Raw genomic sequence first — 15,334 nt, 5'->3', positions numbered from 1 at the left:
CTACTCTTCGAAACGTGAATGAGGGAGTGGCCGACGGCGAGTCCAGGCTCGTCGGATCCGACCGTGTTCTCGCGGTCCTGGCCGAGCTGGCCCGTCACCCCGACGGCATCGGCCTGGACGAGATGGCGCGCAGGGTCGCGAGCCCGAAGCCGACGGTGCACCGGGCGCTGGCCTCGCTTCGCCGCGCGGGCTTCGCCTCGAAGGACGGCCACGGCCGCTACATCCTGGGCGACGAGTTCCTTCGGATGGCGTTCGCCCACCACGAGGCACGGCCCGATCACGTCCGTGCCGTGCCCCTCCTCCAGGCGCTGTGCGAACGGTACGGCGAGACCGCGCACTACGCGGTGCTGGACGGCGCCTCGGTCGTCTACCGTTCGAAGCTCGACCCGCCGGCCGGCGCCGTGCGCCTGACCTCCGTGGTCGGGGGGCGCAACCCCGCCCACTGCACCGCGGTGGGCAAGGTCCTGCTCGCCGACGCGCTCAGGGACGAGGACGCGGTGCGCGCCTGGGCGGGCGACCGGAGACTCGAGCGCCGCACCGAGCGCTCCCTCGGCACCGTCGAGGACCTGCACGCCGAACTCGTGCGGATCCGCGAACAGGGCTACGCCGTCGACGACCAGGAGAACGAGCCCGGCGTCAACTGCGTGGCCGTCCTGGTCCACCTGACCTCGCCCACCACACCCAGTGGCGCGATCAGCGTCAGCGGGCTGACCTACCGCACACCCCTGTGGAAGCTCGTCGAGGACCTCCCCGCCATCCGGGCCATCGCCGCCGGCGGAAACCCCTCCTGACCCCCACCGGCACCACCAGCTCCCCACCAGAAGAGGACCTCTTGTATCTCATGCGCATAGGCGCGCCAGGCGCCGAGAAGCCGGTCATCCGCGTCGACGAGTCCCACTACGTCGATGTGAGTGACCTGACTCCCGACTTCGACGAGAAGTTCTTCGCCACGGGAGGCCTCGACCTGCTCGCCGCACCCGTCGCCGACCGTGTCGCCCGCGGCGAACTGCACTCCTTCGCGGGCGAGCGGATCGGCGCGCCGATCGGCCGCCCGCACCAGATCCTCTGCGTCGGCCTCAACTACAGCGACCACGCCGCGGAGACCGGGCAGGCCGTGCCCGACGAGCCGATCCTGTTCACGAAGTCGCCCAACACCCTGGTCGGCCCGAACGACGACGTCCGCGTCCCCCGCGGATCCACCAAGCTGGACTGGGAGGTGGAACTCGGCATCGTCATCGGCAGGCGCGCCTCCTACCTCGACACGGCGGAGGAAGCGGCGGAGGCCATCGCGGGATACCTCGTGGTCAACGACGTCAGCGAGCGCTCCTTCCAGTTGGAGCGCGGCGGCCAGTGGGCCAAGGGCAAGTCGGCCGAGACGTTCAACCCGGCCGGCCCCTGGCTGGTCACTCCCGACGAGATCGGCGACGTCCGCGACCTCGGCCTGTGGCTGGACGTCAACGGCGTGCGGCGGCAGACCGGCAACACCAAGACGATGATCTTCGATCCCTTCTTCATCGTCCGCTACCTGAGCCAGTTCCTCGTCCTGGAACCCGGCGATCTGATCAACACGGGCACCCCGCCCGGCGTCGGGATGGGCCACACCCCACCGATCTGGCTGAAGCCGGGCGATGCCATGGAGCTGGGTATCGACGGCCTGGGCAGCCAGCGCCAGCGTGTAGTGGCGCCGCGGTAGGGCCGCGGCGTGCGGGCACTGGTTCTCACCGGCCCCGGCCGGGCGGAGGTCCACGACGTCGAGCCACCGGTCGCCGTACCCGGCCAGGTGATCGTCGACGTCGAGCGAGTCGGGGTGTGCGGCACCGACGTGGAACTGTTCGCCGGCACGATGAGCTATCTGAGCACCGGCCGGTCCCGGTATCCGCTCCGCCCCGGTCACGAGTGGTGCGGCCGGGTGGCGGCGATCGGTGAGGGCGTCGACGGGTCATGGCTGGGCCGCCGGGTCACCGGCGACACGATGATCGGGTGCGGCACCTGCCACCGGTGTCGGGCCGGCCGCCACCACGTCTGCGCCGATCTACGCGAGATCGGCATCAGCGGCGGCGTCCCCGGCGCCCTGGCCGAGCAGCTCAGGGTGCCGGTCGGTGCCCTGCACACGCTGCCGGACACCGTCGACGAGACCGCGGGCGCGCTGGTGGAACCCGGCGCCAACGCCCTGCGCGCCGTCCTGGGCGCGGGGGCAGGACCAGGTGGACGACTGCTGATCCTCGGCACGGGAGCCATCGGGTCGCTCGTCGCGCAGTTCGCGCGGGCGCGCGGGGCCGAGGTCCACATGATGGGACGCGACGAGGAGGCGCTGCGTCTCCCCCGGCGCCTCGGTGTCGACGGTGCCTGGCTGCGCGAGTCGTTGCCGCCCCTTCCGTGGCACGCCGTCATCGACGCCTCCAACGCCCCGCAGCTGCCGGCCCTCGCGCTGGAGCTCGTGGAGCCGGCAGGTCGCGTGGTGTACATCGGCCTCGCCGGGACACCGAGCACCCTCGACACCCGCGATCTGGCGCTCAAGGACATCGTGGCCGTCGGCATCCTCGGCGGCTCCTCCGGGATTCCCGGCGCCATCGCCGCCTACGCCGACGGCTCGGTCGACCCCCGCCCCCTCGTCGCCGCCACGGTCGGCCTGGGCGAGGCGGCCGGCGTGCTGGCCGGGAACCGCTCGGCCGCCGGCCCGGGCCCGAAGATCCACATCGACCCTCGACACTGACCCGGCACCGAGTCCGCCGCGCAACGGGGCCGGGTGTCAGGCCGGGTGATCCAGGGCGTCGCGGGCCGCCATCAGGGCGAAGCCGAGGAGGTTGAGGCCCTGCCAGGTGGTGGGGGAGGCGGCGCGGTCGTCGCCGGCGGCCAGGCCGATGCCCCAGACGCGGTCGCGCGGGCTGGCCTCGACCAGGACCCGGTCACGGGTCCCCAGCAGGTACGCCAGCAGCTCCGGGTGCTGCGAGAACTTGGCCGTGTTGCCGCGCGCCACGATGCCGGACCGGTGGGCGTCCCAGGTCTCCTGGTCGAAGCCGCGTACGGCCCTGCCCAGCGCCTGCGCCTCGCCCGGGTGGCCGGCGGCGAGGATCTCGGCGGCCTTGGCGTCGTCGCCGAACAGCCACGCCTTGTGCGCCATCATGTAGTGCTCGGCGGAGGCGAAGGAGCGGCCGTCCTCGGTGAAGACGACGGGCCACCACTGCGACAGGCAGCCCGGCCCCGCCTCGCCGTCGCGGGACGGCTGGTGCCGCCAGAAGTTCAGGTAGCGCAGGCGCCGACCCGACCGCTCCGCCGCGATCGCCTCGGCCACGCTACGGGGAAGTCGATCAGTCACCCCCCAACCGTGCCACGCCCGGATGAACGGTGTCATGTCCATTTCCCGTGGGGGGGTTCCCTTCCGGCGGGGGGCTTCTAGGGTGTGGGTCATGGCCGATCATCGGGACGTCCGGGCGGGCGACCGCGACCGGGAGCGCGTGGCCGAGCTGCTCCGCGTCGCCGTCACGGAGGGGCGCATCAGCCTGGACGAGCTGGGCGAGCGGATCGACCGCGCGTACGCGGCCAGGACGCTCGGCCAGCTCGACGACGTGGTGTCCGACCTGCCCCAGGAGGAGCCCCCCGGCCTGCCGGCCGCGGCCGGCGGCGCCGAGCTCGTCCTGCACACCGTCAGCAGGAGGGTCAGCCGGACGGGACGCTGGACGGTGCCGCGGCGGATGAGCGCCAAGGCTGGCAGAGGCGGCACGGTCCGCATCGACTTCACCGGGGCCGACTGCCCGCACAGGGAGGTCGTCCTGGACGTGGAGATCACGTCCTGGTTCGGCGACATCAGGCTGGTGGTGCCGCGCGGCTGGTGGGTCAGGGACGAGGAGGTGGTGCGGGTGGCCCTGGGCGCCGTGCACAACAGCCCGCCGGAGCCGCTCGCGCCCGACGGCGTCACCGTACGGCTCACCGGCTACGTGAAGACGGGCGACGTGTGGGTGAGGTACCGCCGCCGCGTCACCGGGGGCGCGTCGCCCGCGGGGTGACCGGACGGCTGCCGCCTGCCGCCTGCCGCACGGAGGCAAGGGGGTACGGCCGGTGCCGCGGCGGAAATCGCAGGGCCGCGGCGTGAACTCTTCGGCGGAGCAGCGGTAAGAACAGGCGAATCTGCCCGCACCCGCGAGAAGGAGCTGAACTGTTCATGGCCGAACCGGCGACAGCCGAGGCCGCCGACACCGACCTGATCCGTCGCTCCCTGCGGGAGCCGCAGGCATTCGCCGCGCTGTTCGACCGGCATGCTCCCGCCCTGCATCGTTACGCGGCCCGCAGGCTCGGTCCGGAAGCGGCCGAGGACGTGGTGTCCGAGACGTTCCTGGCGGCGTTCGAGCACCGGCACCGCTACCGGTCCTGCCAGGCCGACGCCCGGCCCTGGTTGTACGGCATCGCCTCGAACGTGATCGGCAAGAGGCGCAGGCGCGAGGCGGCCCGCTACCGGGCGTACGTGCGTGGCGGCGTACACCCGGCGGAGATCGGCGGCGGGCTGGTGGAGGACGGCGTGAACACGCTCGCGGTGAACAAGCCGCTGGTGGCGGCCCTGGCCGGGTTAGGCGCCCGCGACCGGGACACGCTGCTGCTGGTGGCGTGGGCGGGGCTGACGTACGAGGAGGTGGCCGAGGCGCTGGACGTCCCGGTCGGGACTGTCCGCTCCCGGCTCAACCGGGCGCGCAAGAAGATCCGGCAGGCTCTGGAAGGGACAGGCCATGAATGAGATGGAGGAGCTCGGCCGCCTGTGGGCCGACACGCCCGAGCCGGGCGCGCACGACCTGGCGGCCTCCCGGGCTGCCCTGATGTCCGCGATCGCCCGTCCCGGCGGACGGGGAGCGCTCGCCCGTCCGCGTGGCCGTGGGGTGCTCGCCCTTCCCGGCGCCTTCCTGCGTACCAGGCGAGTCGGCCTGGCCGGCGCCATGACGGCGGCGCTCACCGCCGGCATCCTCGCCGCCCAGGTGGGCCTGGGCGGCTCCGATCCGGGCAACCCGCTCGCCGCGCCTCCCGCCGACGCTCAGACGCTGCTCAAGCTGGCCGCGCGGGCCGCCGCCGAGCAGCCGGACATGGTGCCGCCCCGCGGCCAGTACGTGCACACCAGGAGGCTGACCCAGCGCAGCCTGTTCACGGCGGACGAGGCAGGCACGCCGCAGTACACCGACGTGCTGGTGCTGGTCAACGAGGAACGCTGGGAGGCCGCCGACGTCGGCAAGCCCTGGCTGAGCCGCGAGCAGGCCGTGTCGGCCACGGGATCGGCGCCCCGCAACCGCTGGGACCACGGCGTCGAGGACACCGTGTACGAGCCCGCGGCCTGCCCCGGCCAACCGGCCTACGCCCGGCTGCGCAGCTGGCCCACGGACCCCGCGCGGGTGCGTGCGAAGATCTTGGCCGACACCGGCCCGGATCCGCTGCGCATGTGGTCCTCCCTCCAGGGCCTGGTCGCCGAGTCGGTGGTCCGCCCCAGCTTGAGCGCCGCGCTCTACGAGGTGGCCGCGGGGCTGGACGGCATCGTGCTCATCCCCGACACCGTGGACGTCGCCGGCAGGCCCGGCCTGGCCGTCGGGATGGACCAGGGCGACGGCACCCGCTCGGACCTGATCTTCGACAAGCGCACCTATCGCTACCTGGGCGAGCGCACGGTGAACACCAGGGACAGAAAGGCGAGACTGCCCCTCGGCGAGGTCATCGAGAGGAAGGGCACGGCGAACGGCACCGCGGTGCTCACCGTCGAGGTCGTCCCCGGCCTGCCCGAGGTGTCGCCGAACGCGTCCCGCATGCAGATCCCCTGCTGAGACTTCCCCCCGACCCGGCCTTCCGGCCGGACGTTCTGTTTCGCATGCGTGTTTTCGCATGCCCAAGTGAAGGAGCAAACCATGTTGATCGCAGCGAAGGCCGTCGCGGCCACCCTGCTCGTCGGTACGTTCAGCGGTCTCCCCTCGCCGGAGACGCAGGCCGCCTACGAGAAGAAGGCCGCCATGGAGGAGACCAGGGTGGCCTGCATGCAGGAGAAGGGGTTCACCTACCTGGCCGAGCCGGTCGTCAAGCGCAAGTGGCAGCCGGGAGAGCTCGAGCGGCTGGACGGCGACCATGAGGCGCTGCGCGCGTACCGGGCCAGGTACGGGTTCGGCGTCTGGTCCAAGCTGGTCTATCCGGGTGACCCGGTGGTCAACCCGGTGTCCGGGGAGAACGTGAACAACAAGAACCTGATGGCGATGCCGGCGGACGAGCTCAAGAAATGGCGCACGGCCGACGACGCCTGCTTCGCCGAGGCGGCCGAGAAGCACCTGGGCCTCACCGTCACCTCGCAGCAGGGCGACTACCTCACCCAGCTCAACGCGGCACTGGACGAGTCCGTGGCCGCTCTCGACAAGGACGAGCGGCTCGCGCGGCTCGGCAAGCAGTTCGGCGCGTGCCTGGGCATCAGCGAAACCAGGCCTTCGGCCCTCGCCGAACGCGGTCGGTCGGCGTTCACGAAGCAGGCCACGCAGGTCGCCAAGAAACTGCGCAAGGGCCCGCTGCCGAAGGTGCCCGAGGGCCGCACCCTGGTCCTGATGCCGCCGCTGAAGCCGGAGCAGGCCAAGCCGTACCTGGAGAAGGAGATCAAGGCGGCGCTGAAGGACCTCGAATGCGGCAAGTCCTTCTACGCCGCCTACTCGCCCAGGGCGAAGGCGGCCAACGAGCAGGTGTACCAGAGGTTCGCCGCGGACTTCGCGCTCTGACCGGGGCGGGCGCGAGGGCCTGGTCGCTCGGGGCGAGCGAGCGACGTTCGAGGTGATGGAGGGGGCCGCGGGGTGAGCCGGCCTGCGGTCAGTGGGGTGCGCGGGGGAGCACGGCGGTGACCACGAGGCCCCCGTCCTCGCCCGGCCTGGCGGTCACGTCGCCGCCGTGGGCCAGCGCCACCGACCGGACGATCGACAGGCCGAGCCCCGCGCCCCTGCCCGTCACGACCCGCTCGGGCCCCAGCCGGTGGAACGGCTTGAACAGCAGCGGGATGTCGTACGGCGGCACGTGCGGCCCCGAGTTGCTCACCTCCACCTCGACCAGGCCGCCGGGGACGGTCCTGCTGGCCACGCGCACCCAGCCGGTGCCGTCGTCCACGTTGTGCCGGACGCCGTTCTCGACCAGGTTGTGCACCAGGCGTTCGAGCAGCAGCGCGTCACCGGTGGTCGGCGCGGGCCCGGCGTCCTCGCGCACGCTCACCCCGGCGCCCGCGGCCTCCATCGCGGTCTGGGCGACGACGTGCGCGACGACGTCGGCGAGGTCCACGTGTGAGCGGTCCGCGATCTCCTGCTCGGAACGGGCGAGCAGGAGCAGGCCGCTGATGAGCCGCTCGTGCCGCGCGTTGATCTCCAGCAGGCTCTCGCCGAGCCGCTTGACGTCGGCGGAGGCGTCGTGGCGGTGCATGGCCAGTTCGACGAGGGCCCGGTTGAGCGTCAGCGGGGTGCGCAGCTCGTGCGAGGCGTTCGCGACGAACCTGCGCTGCCCGTCGAAGGAGTGGTCCAGCCGCTCCACCATGGTGTCGAACGTGTCGGCCAGCTCCTTGACCTCGTCGGGAGGCCCGCCCAGCGCGATGCGTTCGTGCAGGCCGCGCTCCGCCATGGGGGCGGCGGCGATCCTGCGGGCGGTCTCGGTGACGACCCGCAGCGGAGCCAGCACGCGGCCCGCCACCACCCAGCCCAGCCCGACGGCGAGGGCCCCGACCATGGTGAGCGCCACCGTGCCCTGCGTGAGCAGCGACGTCACGGCGGCCTCCCGCAGTCCCGCCTCCTGCCTCCGCATCCAGGCCGAGGCCGCGTCGCCGGTGATCAGGGTGCCGTCCTGGATGATGCGGATGAACTTCCTGTCGCCGGGACCGATGCCGAAACGCGACTCGAATGTCTGGTTGAGCTGCTGGTCGAACAGCAGGTACGTTACGCCGAGCAGCGCCAGCCCGGCGACCAGGAACAGGGCGCCGTACACGACGGTGAGCCGCAGCCGCAGCGTGGGGTGCGGGCGGGGCGGCCACGGCAGGGCGGGCCGGCTCACGCGACGCGGTACCCGACGCCGGGCACGGTCTCGACGACCTGCGGCTCGCCCAGCTTGCGGCGCAGCTTGAGTATCGTCAGCCGGACCGCCCCCGTGAACGGGTCGGCGTGCTCGTCCCACGCCTTCTCCAGAAGCTGCTCCGCCGACACGACGGCGCCGTCGGCGCGCATGAGCTCGGTCAGCACCGCGAACTCCTTCTTCGACAGCGGGACGAACCGCCCGTCACGGAACACCTCCCTGCGCGCCGGGTCGAGCGTGATCCCGGCGCGGCGCAGCACGGGCGGCACCGCGGGCCGCGACCTGCGGCCGAGCGCCAGCACCCGCGCGGCCAGCTCGGGGAACGCGAACGGCTTGGTCAGGTAGTCGTCGGCGCCCAGCGACAGGCCCGTCACCCGGTCGTCGAGCTGCGCGGCGGCCGTGAGCATCAGCACCCGGGCGTCGGGGCGGGACGCCACCAGCTCCCTGCACACGTCGTCGCCGTGGACGCGCGGCAGGTCGCGGTCGAGCACCACCACGTCGTAGTCGTTGACCGCGATCCGCTCCAGCGCCGCCTCGCCGTCGTGCGCGAGGTCGACGGCGTGCGTCTCGTCGCGCAGCCATTCGGCGATCGCGCCGGCGAGCATCCGCTCGTCCTCGACCACCAGCACCCGCATTCGTCACCTCCCGTGTCGCCAGGCCGATTGTTGCGCGAGCCGTGTTCGCCCGGAGTAAGGCGAACCGGAGTAGGGCGAACCGGAGTGAGTCACGCCGGAGTACGGCGAAACGGAAACGCCGGGGAAACAGCGCCGCCTGTTGCATCTCGCCGTACGACACCTGATGGATCAGACGGAGGAGACGGTCCCATGCGAGCAACAGTCCTGGCCACCGTGCCGCTCGCGTTCGTCCTGCTGACGGGCTGCGGCTCGGGCGGCGACGGCGGCGCGGACGTGGCCTCGGCGGGCGGCGGCGCCAGCCCGGCCGCGAGCAGCGCCGCGTCCGGCCCCACGCCCGGCGGCGACCCGTACGAGCGGAACCTCAAGTACGCGCAGTGCATGCGCGAGAACGGCGTGAACGTGCCCGACCCCGAGCGGGGCAAGGGCCTGATGATGCGTTTCGGCAAGGAGACGTCCCCGGAGAAGGTGCAGAAGGCCCAGGAGGCGTGCAAGCAGTACGCGCCGAGCGGCATGGCCGGGGACAAGGCGGACCCGAAGCGTGCCGAGGCGATGCGCAAGCTGGCGCAGTGCATGCGTGACAACGGCGTCGAGGCGTTCCCCGACCCCGAGGGCGGCGCGGTGCGGATCACGCCGGAGGTCGGCGACGACCCCGACTTCAAGGCGGCGCAGGACAAGTGCCACAAGGAGTTCTCCGACGCCGGGCCTGGAGGGGCCTGATGGGCACGGCGACGCTCGACCAGCGGCCCAGGGCGCCGCGCCGCCGCCGCGGCAGGCTGCTGCTCGGCCTCGCGACGGTGGCGGCCGCGGCGGCCGCCGGGTTCGCGGTGCTGAACGGCCCCGGCCTGCTCCGGGGCGGCGCGGCGGGGACGGGCGGGACGGCCGCCGCGCCGCCCCCGGCCACGACGACGGTCACCAGGCAGACGCTGAACGACACCGAGGACGCCGACGGCGAGCTCGGCTACGGGCCCGTCACCACGGCGGTGGTCCGCAAGCCCGGCACGATCACCTGGCTGCCGGAGGGCGGCGCCGAGATCACCCGCGGCCGGTCGCTCTACCGGCTCGACGACCAGCCGGTCGTCCTCATGTACGGCCGCACGCCCGCCTACCGCGACCTGCGGGTCGGGACGGAGGGCCCGGACGTGGAGAGCCTGGAGCGCAACCTCGCCAAGCTCGGTTACGACGGTTTCACCGTGGACGACGAGTTCACCACGGCCACCGCCGCGGCCGTGAGGGAGTGGCAGGAGGACCGAGGGCTGGACGAGACCGGCGTGGTGGAGCTGGGCCGGGTCGTGTTCGCGCCGGGCGAGGTGCGGGTGGAGAGCCTGGAGGCGGAGAAGGGCCAGCCGGCCGCGCCGGGGCAGAAGGTCCTGACCTACACGGGGACGTCCAAGGTGGTCACCGTGCGGCTGGACACCGAGGACCAGCGGATGGCCAGGAAGGGCGCCAAGGTCGAGGTGACCCTGCCCGGCGGGACGTCCGTCCCCGGCAGGGTCACGGAGGTCGCCACCGTCATCGAGCCGGGGGAGGGCCAGAACGACGAGCCGAAGACCCGGCTGGAGGTGCTCGTGGCGCTGCGCTCGGGCAAGGCGGCGAAGGGGCTGGACAAGGCGGCCGTCGAGGTGACGTTCACGGCCTCGCGGCGCAAGGGCGTGCTGACCGTGCCCGTGTCGGCGCTCGTCGCGCTGAAGGAGGGCGGTTTCGGGGTGGAGGTCGTGGAAGGCGGCAGGTCCCGGTACGTCGGCGTCGAGACGGGGCTGTTCGCGGGCGGGCGGGTCGAGGTGTCCGGCGACGGGCTCGCCGAGGGCATGACCGTGGGGGTGCCGCGATGACCTCGCCGGGGTTCCCCATGGTCTCGCTGGAGGACGTCTCCAGGACCTACCCGGGCGGGGTCGCCGCGCTCGACGGCGTGTCGCTGGAGATCCGGCACGGCGAGCTGGTGGCCATCGTCGGCCCGTCGGGGTCGGGCAAGTCAACGATGCTGAACGTCGTCGGCACGCTCGACCGGCCCACCTCCGGCGGCGTCAGGATCGACGGCTACGGCGTGTCCGACCTGTCGGACAGCGAGCTGTCGGCGCTGCGGGCCACCACGATCGGGTTCGTGTTCCAGCACTTCCACCTGGCCGCCCGGGTCCCCGCGCTGGACAACGTCGCGGACGGGCTCGTCTACACCGGGCTCGCGCGGGCCGAGCGGCGGCGCAGGGCCGCCGCGGCGCTGGAGCGGGTGGGGCTCGGGCACCGGGTCCACCACGAGCCGCACGAGCTGTCCGGCGGGGAGCGGCAGCGGGTGGCGATCGCGCGGGCCGTGGCGGGTGACCCGCCGCTCCTCCTCGCCGACGAGCCCACCGGCGCGCTCGACTCGGCCTCGGGGGCGGGCGTGATGGGCCTGCTGCGCGAGCTGAACGCCTCCGGCACGACCATCGTGATCATCACGCACGACCGTGAGATCGCCGCCGGACTGCCGCGCCGGGTCGCCATGCGCGACGGCCGCGTCGTCTCCGACTCAGCCACGGAACACGAGAAACCGTACAGTCCCGGACGGGAGGAACCGCACGTCACCGGACGGGAGGAACGGCAAGGTGCTGGGCGGGGGCAGCCTCATGGTGCTGGGCGGGAGGCGCCGTCGTGGGGTGCCGCTGCCAGTGGAGGGGCGGCGTGATGGCGGCGCCCGCGCGGTCCCGGCCCCCGCACCCCCGCCCCCGGCCGGTCCCCGCTCGCATGCGGGCGGGCGACGTCCTGCGGGTCGGCGCCGTCGGCCTGCGTACCCGCCCGCTGCGCGCGTTCCTGTCGGCGCTCGGCATCGCCATCGGCATCGCCGCCATGATCGGGGTCGTCGGCATCTCGTCCTCGTCCGGCGCCGAGGTCGACCGTACGCTCTCGGCGCTCGGCACGAACCTGCTCACCGTCTCGTCCGGCACGACGCTCATGGGCGAGGCGGCGCGGATGCCGGTGGAGGCGGAGGCGATGATCGAGCGGATCGGTCCCGTGCGGGCGGCCTCGGCCATCGGCAAGATCGGCGATGCGAAGGTCTACCGTTCCGAGGAGATCCCCGAGGCGCAGACCGGCGGCATCTCCACCTACGCCGCCCGGCTCGACCTGCTGAGCACGGTGGGGGCGACCGTCCATCGCGGCACCTGGCTCAACGCCGCGACCGAGCGCTACCCGGCGGTCGTGCTGGGCGCGTCGGCCGCGCAGCGGCTCGGCGTGGGCGCGGTCGGCCCGGACACGCAGGTGGTCGTCGGCGGCATCCGCTTCAGCGTCGTGGGCGTGCTCGCCCCGGTGCCGCTGGCGCAGGAGCTCGACGCGGCCGCGCTGGTCGGCTGGCCGGTCGCGGAGTCGAGGCTGGCCTTCGACGGGCACCCCACCACGCTCTACACGCGCTCGGACGAGTCCAGGCTGGAGTCCGTACGGGCGGTGCTGGCGAGCACCGCGAACCCGGAGGCGCCCAACGAGGCGGACGTCTCGCGTCCCTCAGACGCGCTGGCCGCCAAGCAGGCCACCAGCCAGGCTTTCGCGGGGCTGCTGCTGGGCGTGGGCGCGGTCGCGCTGCTCGTGGGCGGCGTGGGCGTGGCGAACACCATGGTGATCTCGGTGCTGGAACGCCGGGCCGAGATCGGCCTGCGGCGGTCGCTCGGCGCGACCAGGGGGCAGATCCGGCTGCAGTTCCTCGCCGAGTCGCTGCTGCTGTCGGCCGTGGGCGGGGCGGGCGGCATCGTCCTGGGGGCGGGCGTGTCCACCGGCTTCGCGGCCTACCGCGGCTGGCCGGCCGTGGTGCCGCTGTGGGCGACGGGGGGCGGCCTGGCCGCCACCCTGGTCATCGGCGCGCTGGCCGGGCTGTATCCGGCGGTACGCGCCTCGCGCATGTCGCCCACCGAGGCCCTGGCCACGCCATGACGTGAGGGGGTAAGGCGGGCCGCCGGCGCAACGCGGGCCGCCCGCGCACCCCCTCGCGCCTCCCGCGCCGCCTGGGCCCGCCGGGCCGTCGACGTCGCGGGCCCGGTCAGGGCTGCTTGCGGTAGCAGGTGGTCTTGCCGACGATCTCGACGTTCGGCGTGGCGTGCGGGTGGACGGTCAGCTCGAAGACCAGCCGGGAGTCGGGGTGGCGCAGGACGGCGATCTCGTCGTCCTCGTCGCGCAGGTCGAGGTCGTCCTCGATCTCGGCGTACCCCATGGAGCTGAGGACTTCCAGCAGGCCGGGGGCGGGGTCGGGCAGGTCGCCCGCGGCGCGGTAGAGGCGCCGCACCTCGCCGGGCAGGCAGGAGTCGTCGTCGACGGCGCCGTCCTGGGCGGCCCGCAGCCGGGCCGCTTCGAGCAGCCGGGTGGCGTCGCCGACGAGCTGCTGGGTGGCGGCGTCCAGGGAGCCGGTTGCGGACGCCCCGCTGGACGTGGGGTCGGCGGCGGGACCGCAGGCGGCCAGGGCGCAGACGGCCGTCGCGGCGAGGCAGGCGATCGAACGCCGTGCGTGCGCTCCTCGCCGACGGGAGGATGACATTCGCGCGCCCCTTTCCCGGCTGCGCCACAAATATCGCTTTTATCGCACAAGTTGTAAATAGCACCACAAATAGCAATTCGCCGCAGGCTTCGCGCCCGCCGGTCGTTTCGCAGGTGCAGTCAGGAGCGCTGGAGGTCGGCGATCGTCTCGTCCGCCCATTCCAGGACGGAGCGGATCTGCCCGACCCCGAGCGCGAGCGCGTAGCGGCCCAGCACGCCCCGTGGCTGGAAGTCGAGAGCCGCCAGGCGCTCCGCGTGGCAGTCGCGGATCCGCTGGACGACGGCGATGGCCTCGTCCCTGTCGAGGAGCGGGAGCAGGAACGCCTGGAGCCCGGTGTCGCTGCGCACGGTCAGCGAGGGCGAGTGCCCGACCAGCCACTCGTGCAGCACCCGTCGCCCTTCCGGGGTGACCGAGTAGATCTTGCGGCCTCGCGCCCCCTCCGACTCGACGGTCACGAGCCCGTCGGACGTCATCTTGACCAGCTCCGGGTAGATCTGGGTGTGCCCGGCCTGCCAGACGTGGTTGAGCGACCTCTCGAACGACTTGGTCAGGTCGTAGCCGCTGGCGGGGCCCTTGCCGCACAGCAGCCCGAGCAGCGCGATCCGCAGGGACATGGCTGCCAGCATACCGAAGATTTGACATGTAACGACTTACATATCAGTCTTCACCTGTGAGTCGTGACATGAAGCCTCGGGGCGACGCCCTCCTGTTGCTCGCCGTCCTCGGCGGGATGTTCCTGGCGATGCTGGACCAGACGATCGTCGGCACCGCGCTGCCGCGCATCGTCGGCGACCTGGGCGGCACCTCCCTCTACACCTGGGTGGTGACGGCCTACCTGCTCACCTCCACCGTCACCGTGCCCCTCTACGGCAGGCTCTCCGACCAGTACGGCAGGAAGCCCCTGCTGCTCGTCGGGATGACCGTGTTCGTGATCGGCTCGGCGCTGTGCGGGGTGGCCCAGGACATGCCGCAGCTCATCGCCTTCCGCGCGCTGCAGGGCCTGGGCGCGGGAGCGCTGATGCCGCTGTCGCTCGCCCTGGTGATGGAGCTGTTCCCGCCCTCGCGCGGCGGCGCGCGCGTGCAGGGCGCGCTGGGCGGCGTGATGGCGCTGACGTACCTGGCGGGGCCGTTCCTCGGCGGGTTGTTCACCGACCACGCCACCTGGCGCTGGGCCTTCTACGTGAACGTGCCGCTCGGGGCCGCGCTCATCGCCGTCGTGACGCTCAGGCTGCCGCGCACGGCGGGCACGGGCGCCGGCGGCCGGCCCGACTACCCGGGCATCGCCATCTTCACCGTGGCCGTGACCGCGCTGCTGCTGGGCCTCACCGAGAAGGGGCTCGACGGCAACGGCTGGCTCTCGCCCGCGGTGGCGGTGCCGATGGTGGCGGCCCTCGCGCTGCTGGTGGTGTTCGTGCTGGTGGAGCGGCGTACGGCGAGCCCGATCGTGCCCGTGCACCTGTTCGCCAACCGCACGTACACACTGGTGAACCTGACCTCGTTCATGACGGCCTTCTCCATGTACGCGGGCGTGGTCTTCCTGCCGAGGTACTTCCAGGAGGCGCTGGGCGCCAGCGCCACGGAGTCGGGCCTGCGGATCTACCCGATGACGCTCGCCATGGTCGCGGGCAGCATGCTCATGGGCACGCTGATGGCCAGGACGCGCGTGTACAAGCCGTGGCTGGTGGCGTCCCCCTTCCTCATGGCGGCGGGCGCGCTGCTGTGCGTGAACCTGTCGCTGGACACCGGCGGCCTGGCGCTGGCCGGGTGGATGGCGCTGCTCGGCCTGGGCATGGGCCCGATGCTGTCGGGGCTGACCGTGGCCGTGCAGCAGTCGGTGCCGCCGGAGCACATCGGCACGGCGTCGGCGAACCTGACGTTCTTCCGGCAGATCGGCGGGTCGGTGGCGCTGGCGCTCGCGGGCACGGCGTACACGTCGGTGGTGGAGCACGACGCCCCGCTCCACGGACTGGCCGCGGCGCACGCGTCGGCCGCCGCGACGGTGGTGCCCGCGCTGGGGGCGGCGGGCGCGGTGATCGCCCTGGTCGCGCTGCTGGCCCTGCCGTCGAAGCGGCTGGAGCTCCCCGCCACGCCGCAGAGCAAGGTCGAGGCCGGTTTCGCCTCGTGACCTCCGCCGTGCGAAGCTGTGAGGGTCCCAACACCATGGAGG

At 73.0% G+C, this 15,334-nt stretch carries 17 protein-coding genes; 12 read left to right on the top strand and 5 right to left on the bottom strand.

Annotated features, from left to right (window positions below; translation table 11 throughout):
• The first annotated feature begins 14 nt into the window (after positions 1 to 14).
• The 3 genes from BMX74_RS28715 to BMX74_RS28705 are packed head-to-tail and all read left to right on the top strand — an operon-like array spanning position 15 to position 2,713.
• Positions 15 to 791, top strand: a complete 777-nt coding sequence (locus BMX74_RS28715; protein WP_091103833.1) for an IclR family transcriptional regulator — start codon at positions 15 to 17, stop codon at positions 789 to 791.
• A 50-nt stretch (positions 792 to 841) separates the two neighbouring features.
• A complete protein-coding gene (locus BMX74_RS28710; RefSeq protein WP_420538145.1) occupies positions 842 to 1,693 on the top strand; it encodes a fumarylacetoacetate hydrolase family protein in 852 nt (283 codons plus the stop codon).
• 9 nt (positions 1,694 to 1,702) lie between these two features.
• Entirely contained in the window at positions 1,703 to 2,713 is a 1,011-nt protein-coding gene (locus tag BMX74_RS28705; protein ID WP_091103832.1) for a zinc-dependent alcohol dehydrogenase, read from the top strand.
• Positions 2,714 to 2,749: 36 nt separating this feature from the next.
• Here BMX74_RS28705 and BMX74_RS28700 read toward each other — a convergent pair whose 3' ends face one another.
• A complete protein-coding gene (locus tag BMX74_RS28700) occupies positions 2,750 to 3,316 on the bottom strand; it encodes an NADAR family protein (protein WP_236715153.1) in 567 nt (188 codons plus the stop codon).
• 91 nt (positions 3,317 to 3,407) lie between these two features.
• On the opposite strand from BMX74_RS28700, the gene BMX74_RS28695 reads away from it, so the two are divergent.
• The 4 genes from BMX74_RS28695 (at position 3,408) to BMX74_RS28680 (ending at position 6,719) form a co-directional block, all read left to right on the top strand.
• Positions 3,408 to 4,004: a DUF1707 SHOCT-like domain-containing protein gene (locus tag BMX74_RS28695; protein WP_055509753.1), complete on the top strand. Its 597-nt coding sequence runs from the start codon at positions 3,408 to 3,410 to the stop codon at positions 4,002 to 4,004.
• Between the two features lie 155 nt (positions 4,005 to 4,159).
• Entirely contained in the window at positions 4,160 to 4,726 is a 567-nt protein-coding gene (locus BMX74_RS28690; RefSeq protein WP_055509755.1) for an RNA polymerase sigma factor, read from the top strand.
• On the top strand, positions 4,719 to 5,792 hold the full coding sequence (locus BMX74_RS28685; protein ID WP_143078796.1) for a CU044_5270 family protein: 1,074 nt from the start codon (positions 4,719 to 4,721) through the stop codon (positions 5,790 to 5,792). The genes BMX74_RS28690 and BMX74_RS28685 overlap by 8 nt, the downstream gene beginning before the upstream one ends.
• Before the next feature lie 81 nt (positions 5,793 to 5,873).
• Complete coding sequence (locus BMX74_RS28680; protein WP_055509759.1) at positions 5,874 to 6,719, top strand: hypothetical protein; 846 nt, start codon at positions 5,874 to 5,876, stop codon at positions 6,717 to 6,719.
• Between the two features lie 88 nt (positions 6,720 to 6,807).
• Here the strand turns inward: BMX74_RS28680 and BMX74_RS28675 are convergent, their stop codons facing one another.
• Complete coding sequence (locus BMX74_RS28675; RefSeq protein WP_256257313.1) at positions 6,808 to 8,025, bottom strand: sensor histidine kinase; 1,218 nt, start codon at positions 8,023 to 8,025, stop codon at positions 6,808 to 6,810.
• Positions 8,022 to 8,678 carry a response regulator transcription factor gene (locus BMX74_RS28670; RefSeq protein WP_055509761.1) on the bottom strand — a complete coding sequence of 219 codons (657 nt, stop codon included), beginning with the start codon at positions 8,676 to 8,678 and terminating at the stop codon, positions 8,022 to 8,024. The genes BMX74_RS28675 and BMX74_RS28670 overlap by 4 nt, the downstream gene beginning before the upstream one ends.
• 189 nt (positions 8,679 to 8,867) lie before the next feature.
• Between BMX74_RS28670 and BMX74_RS28665 the strand changes: the two genes are divergently transcribed.
• From BMX74_RS28665 to BMX74_RS28650, 4 genes are read left to right on the top strand one after another with little or no spacing between them, the layout of a single operon-like run.
• Positions 8,868 to 9,395, top strand: coding sequence for a hypothetical protein (locus BMX74_RS28665; RefSeq protein ID WP_091103830.1), 528 nt, complete (start codon positions 8,868 to 8,870; stop codon positions 9,393 to 9,395).
• Positions 9,395 to 10,507, top strand: a complete 1,113-nt coding sequence (locus tag BMX74_RS28660; RefSeq protein ID WP_091103829.1) for a peptidoglycan-binding protein — start codon at positions 9,395 to 9,397, stop codon at positions 10,505 to 10,507. The genes BMX74_RS28665 and BMX74_RS28660 overlap by 1 nt, the downstream gene beginning before the upstream one ends.
• A complete protein-coding gene (locus BMX74_RS28655; protein WP_218154096.1) occupies positions 10,504 to 11,334 on the top strand; it encodes an ABC transporter ATP-binding protein in 831 nt (276 codons plus the stop codon). The genes BMX74_RS28660 and BMX74_RS28655 overlap by 4 nt, the downstream gene beginning before the upstream one ends.
• Positions 11,334 to 12,569, top strand: coding sequence for an ABC transporter permease (locus tag BMX74_RS28650; RefSeq protein WP_256257329.1), 1,236 nt, complete (start codon positions 11,334 to 11,336; stop codon positions 12,567 to 12,569). Before BMX74_RS28655 ends, BMX74_RS28650 begins: the two co-directional genes overlap by 1 nt.
• 106 nt (positions 12,570 to 12,675) lie before the next feature.
• Here BMX74_RS28650 and BMX74_RS28645 read toward each other — a convergent pair whose 3' ends face one another.
• A complete protein-coding gene (locus tag BMX74_RS28645; protein WP_091103827.1) occupies positions 12,676 to 13,167 on the bottom strand; it encodes a hypothetical protein in 492 nt (163 codons plus the stop codon).
• A gap of 119 nt (positions 13,168 to 13,286) precedes the next feature.
• Positions 13,287 to 13,781 carry a PadR family transcriptional regulator gene (locus BMX74_RS28640; protein ID WP_055510432.1) on the bottom strand — a complete coding sequence of 165 codons (495 nt, stop codon included), beginning with the start codon at positions 13,779 to 13,781 and terminating at the stop codon, positions 13,287 to 13,289.
• Positions 13,782 to 13,837: 56 nt separating this feature from the next.
• Between BMX74_RS28640 and BMX74_RS28635 the strand changes: the two genes are divergently transcribed.
• The gene (locus BMX74_RS28635; protein WP_256257312.1) at positions 13,838 to 15,292 is read left to right on the top strand and encodes an MDR family MFS transporter; all 1,455 of its coding nucleotides are present in this window, start codon (positions 13,838 to 13,840) and stop codon (positions 15,290 to 15,292) included.
• Positions 15,293 to 15,334: the final 42 nt, after the last annotated feature.

Origin of the sequence: Nonomuraea pusilla, from assembly GCF_900109355.1 — a bacterium.
Classification (GTDB): Bacteria; Actinomycetota; Actinomycetes; order Streptosporangiales; family Streptosporangiaceae; genus Nonomuraea; species Nonomuraea pusilla.
The sequence above is the reverse complement of the archived record's forward strand: the minus strand, read 5'-3'. Positions and strand labels throughout refer to the sequence as shown.

Coding starts and splice junctions, on each gene's coding strand:
- BMX74_RS28650 (WP_256257329.1), top strand. CDS start 11,334: ATGGCGGCGCCCGCGCGGTCCCGGCCCCCGCACCCCCGCCCCCGGCCG.
- BMX74_RS28710 (WP_420538145.1), top strand. CDS start 842: ATGCGCATAGGCGCGCCAGGCGCCGAGAAGCCGGTCATCCGCGTCGAC.
- BMX74_RS28665 (WP_091103830.1), top strand. CDS start 8,868: ATGCGAGCAACAGTCCTGGCCACCGTGCCGCTCGCGTTCGTCCTGCTG.
- BMX74_RS28655 (WP_218154096.1), top strand. CDS start 10,504: ATGACCTCGCCGGGGTTCCCCATGGTCTCGCTGGAGGACGTCTCCAGG.
- BMX74_RS28670 (WP_055509761.1), bottom strand. CDS start 8,678: ATGCGGGTGCTGGTGGTCGAGGACGAGCGGATGCTCGCCGGCGCGATC.
- BMX74_RS28685 (WP_143078796.1), top strand. CDS start 4,719: ATGAATGAGATGGAGGAGCTCGGCCGCCTGTGGGCCGACACGCCCGAG.
- BMX74_RS28680 (WP_055509759.1), top strand. CDS start 5,874: ATGTTGATCGCAGCGAAGGCCGTCGCGGCCACCCTGCTCGTCGGTACG.
- BMX74_RS28660 (WP_091103829.1), top strand. CDS start 9,395: ATGGGCACGGCGACGCTCGACCAGCGGCCCAGGGCGCCGCGCCGCCGC.
- BMX74_RS28695 (WP_055509753.1), top strand. CDS start 3,408: ATGGCCGATCATCGGGACGTCCGGGCGGGCGACCGCGACCGGGAGCGC.
- BMX74_RS28645 (WP_091103827.1), bottom strand. CDS start 13,167: ATGTCATCCTCCCGTCGGCGAGGAGCGCACGCACGGCGTTCGATCGCC.
- BMX74_RS28640 (WP_055510432.1), bottom strand. CDS start 13,781: ATGTCCCTGCGGATCGCGCTGCTCGGGCTGCTGTGCGGCAAGGGCCCC.
- BMX74_RS28690 (WP_055509755.1), top strand. CDS start 4,160: ATGGCCGAACCGGCGACAGCCGAGGCCGCCGACACCGACCTGATCCGT.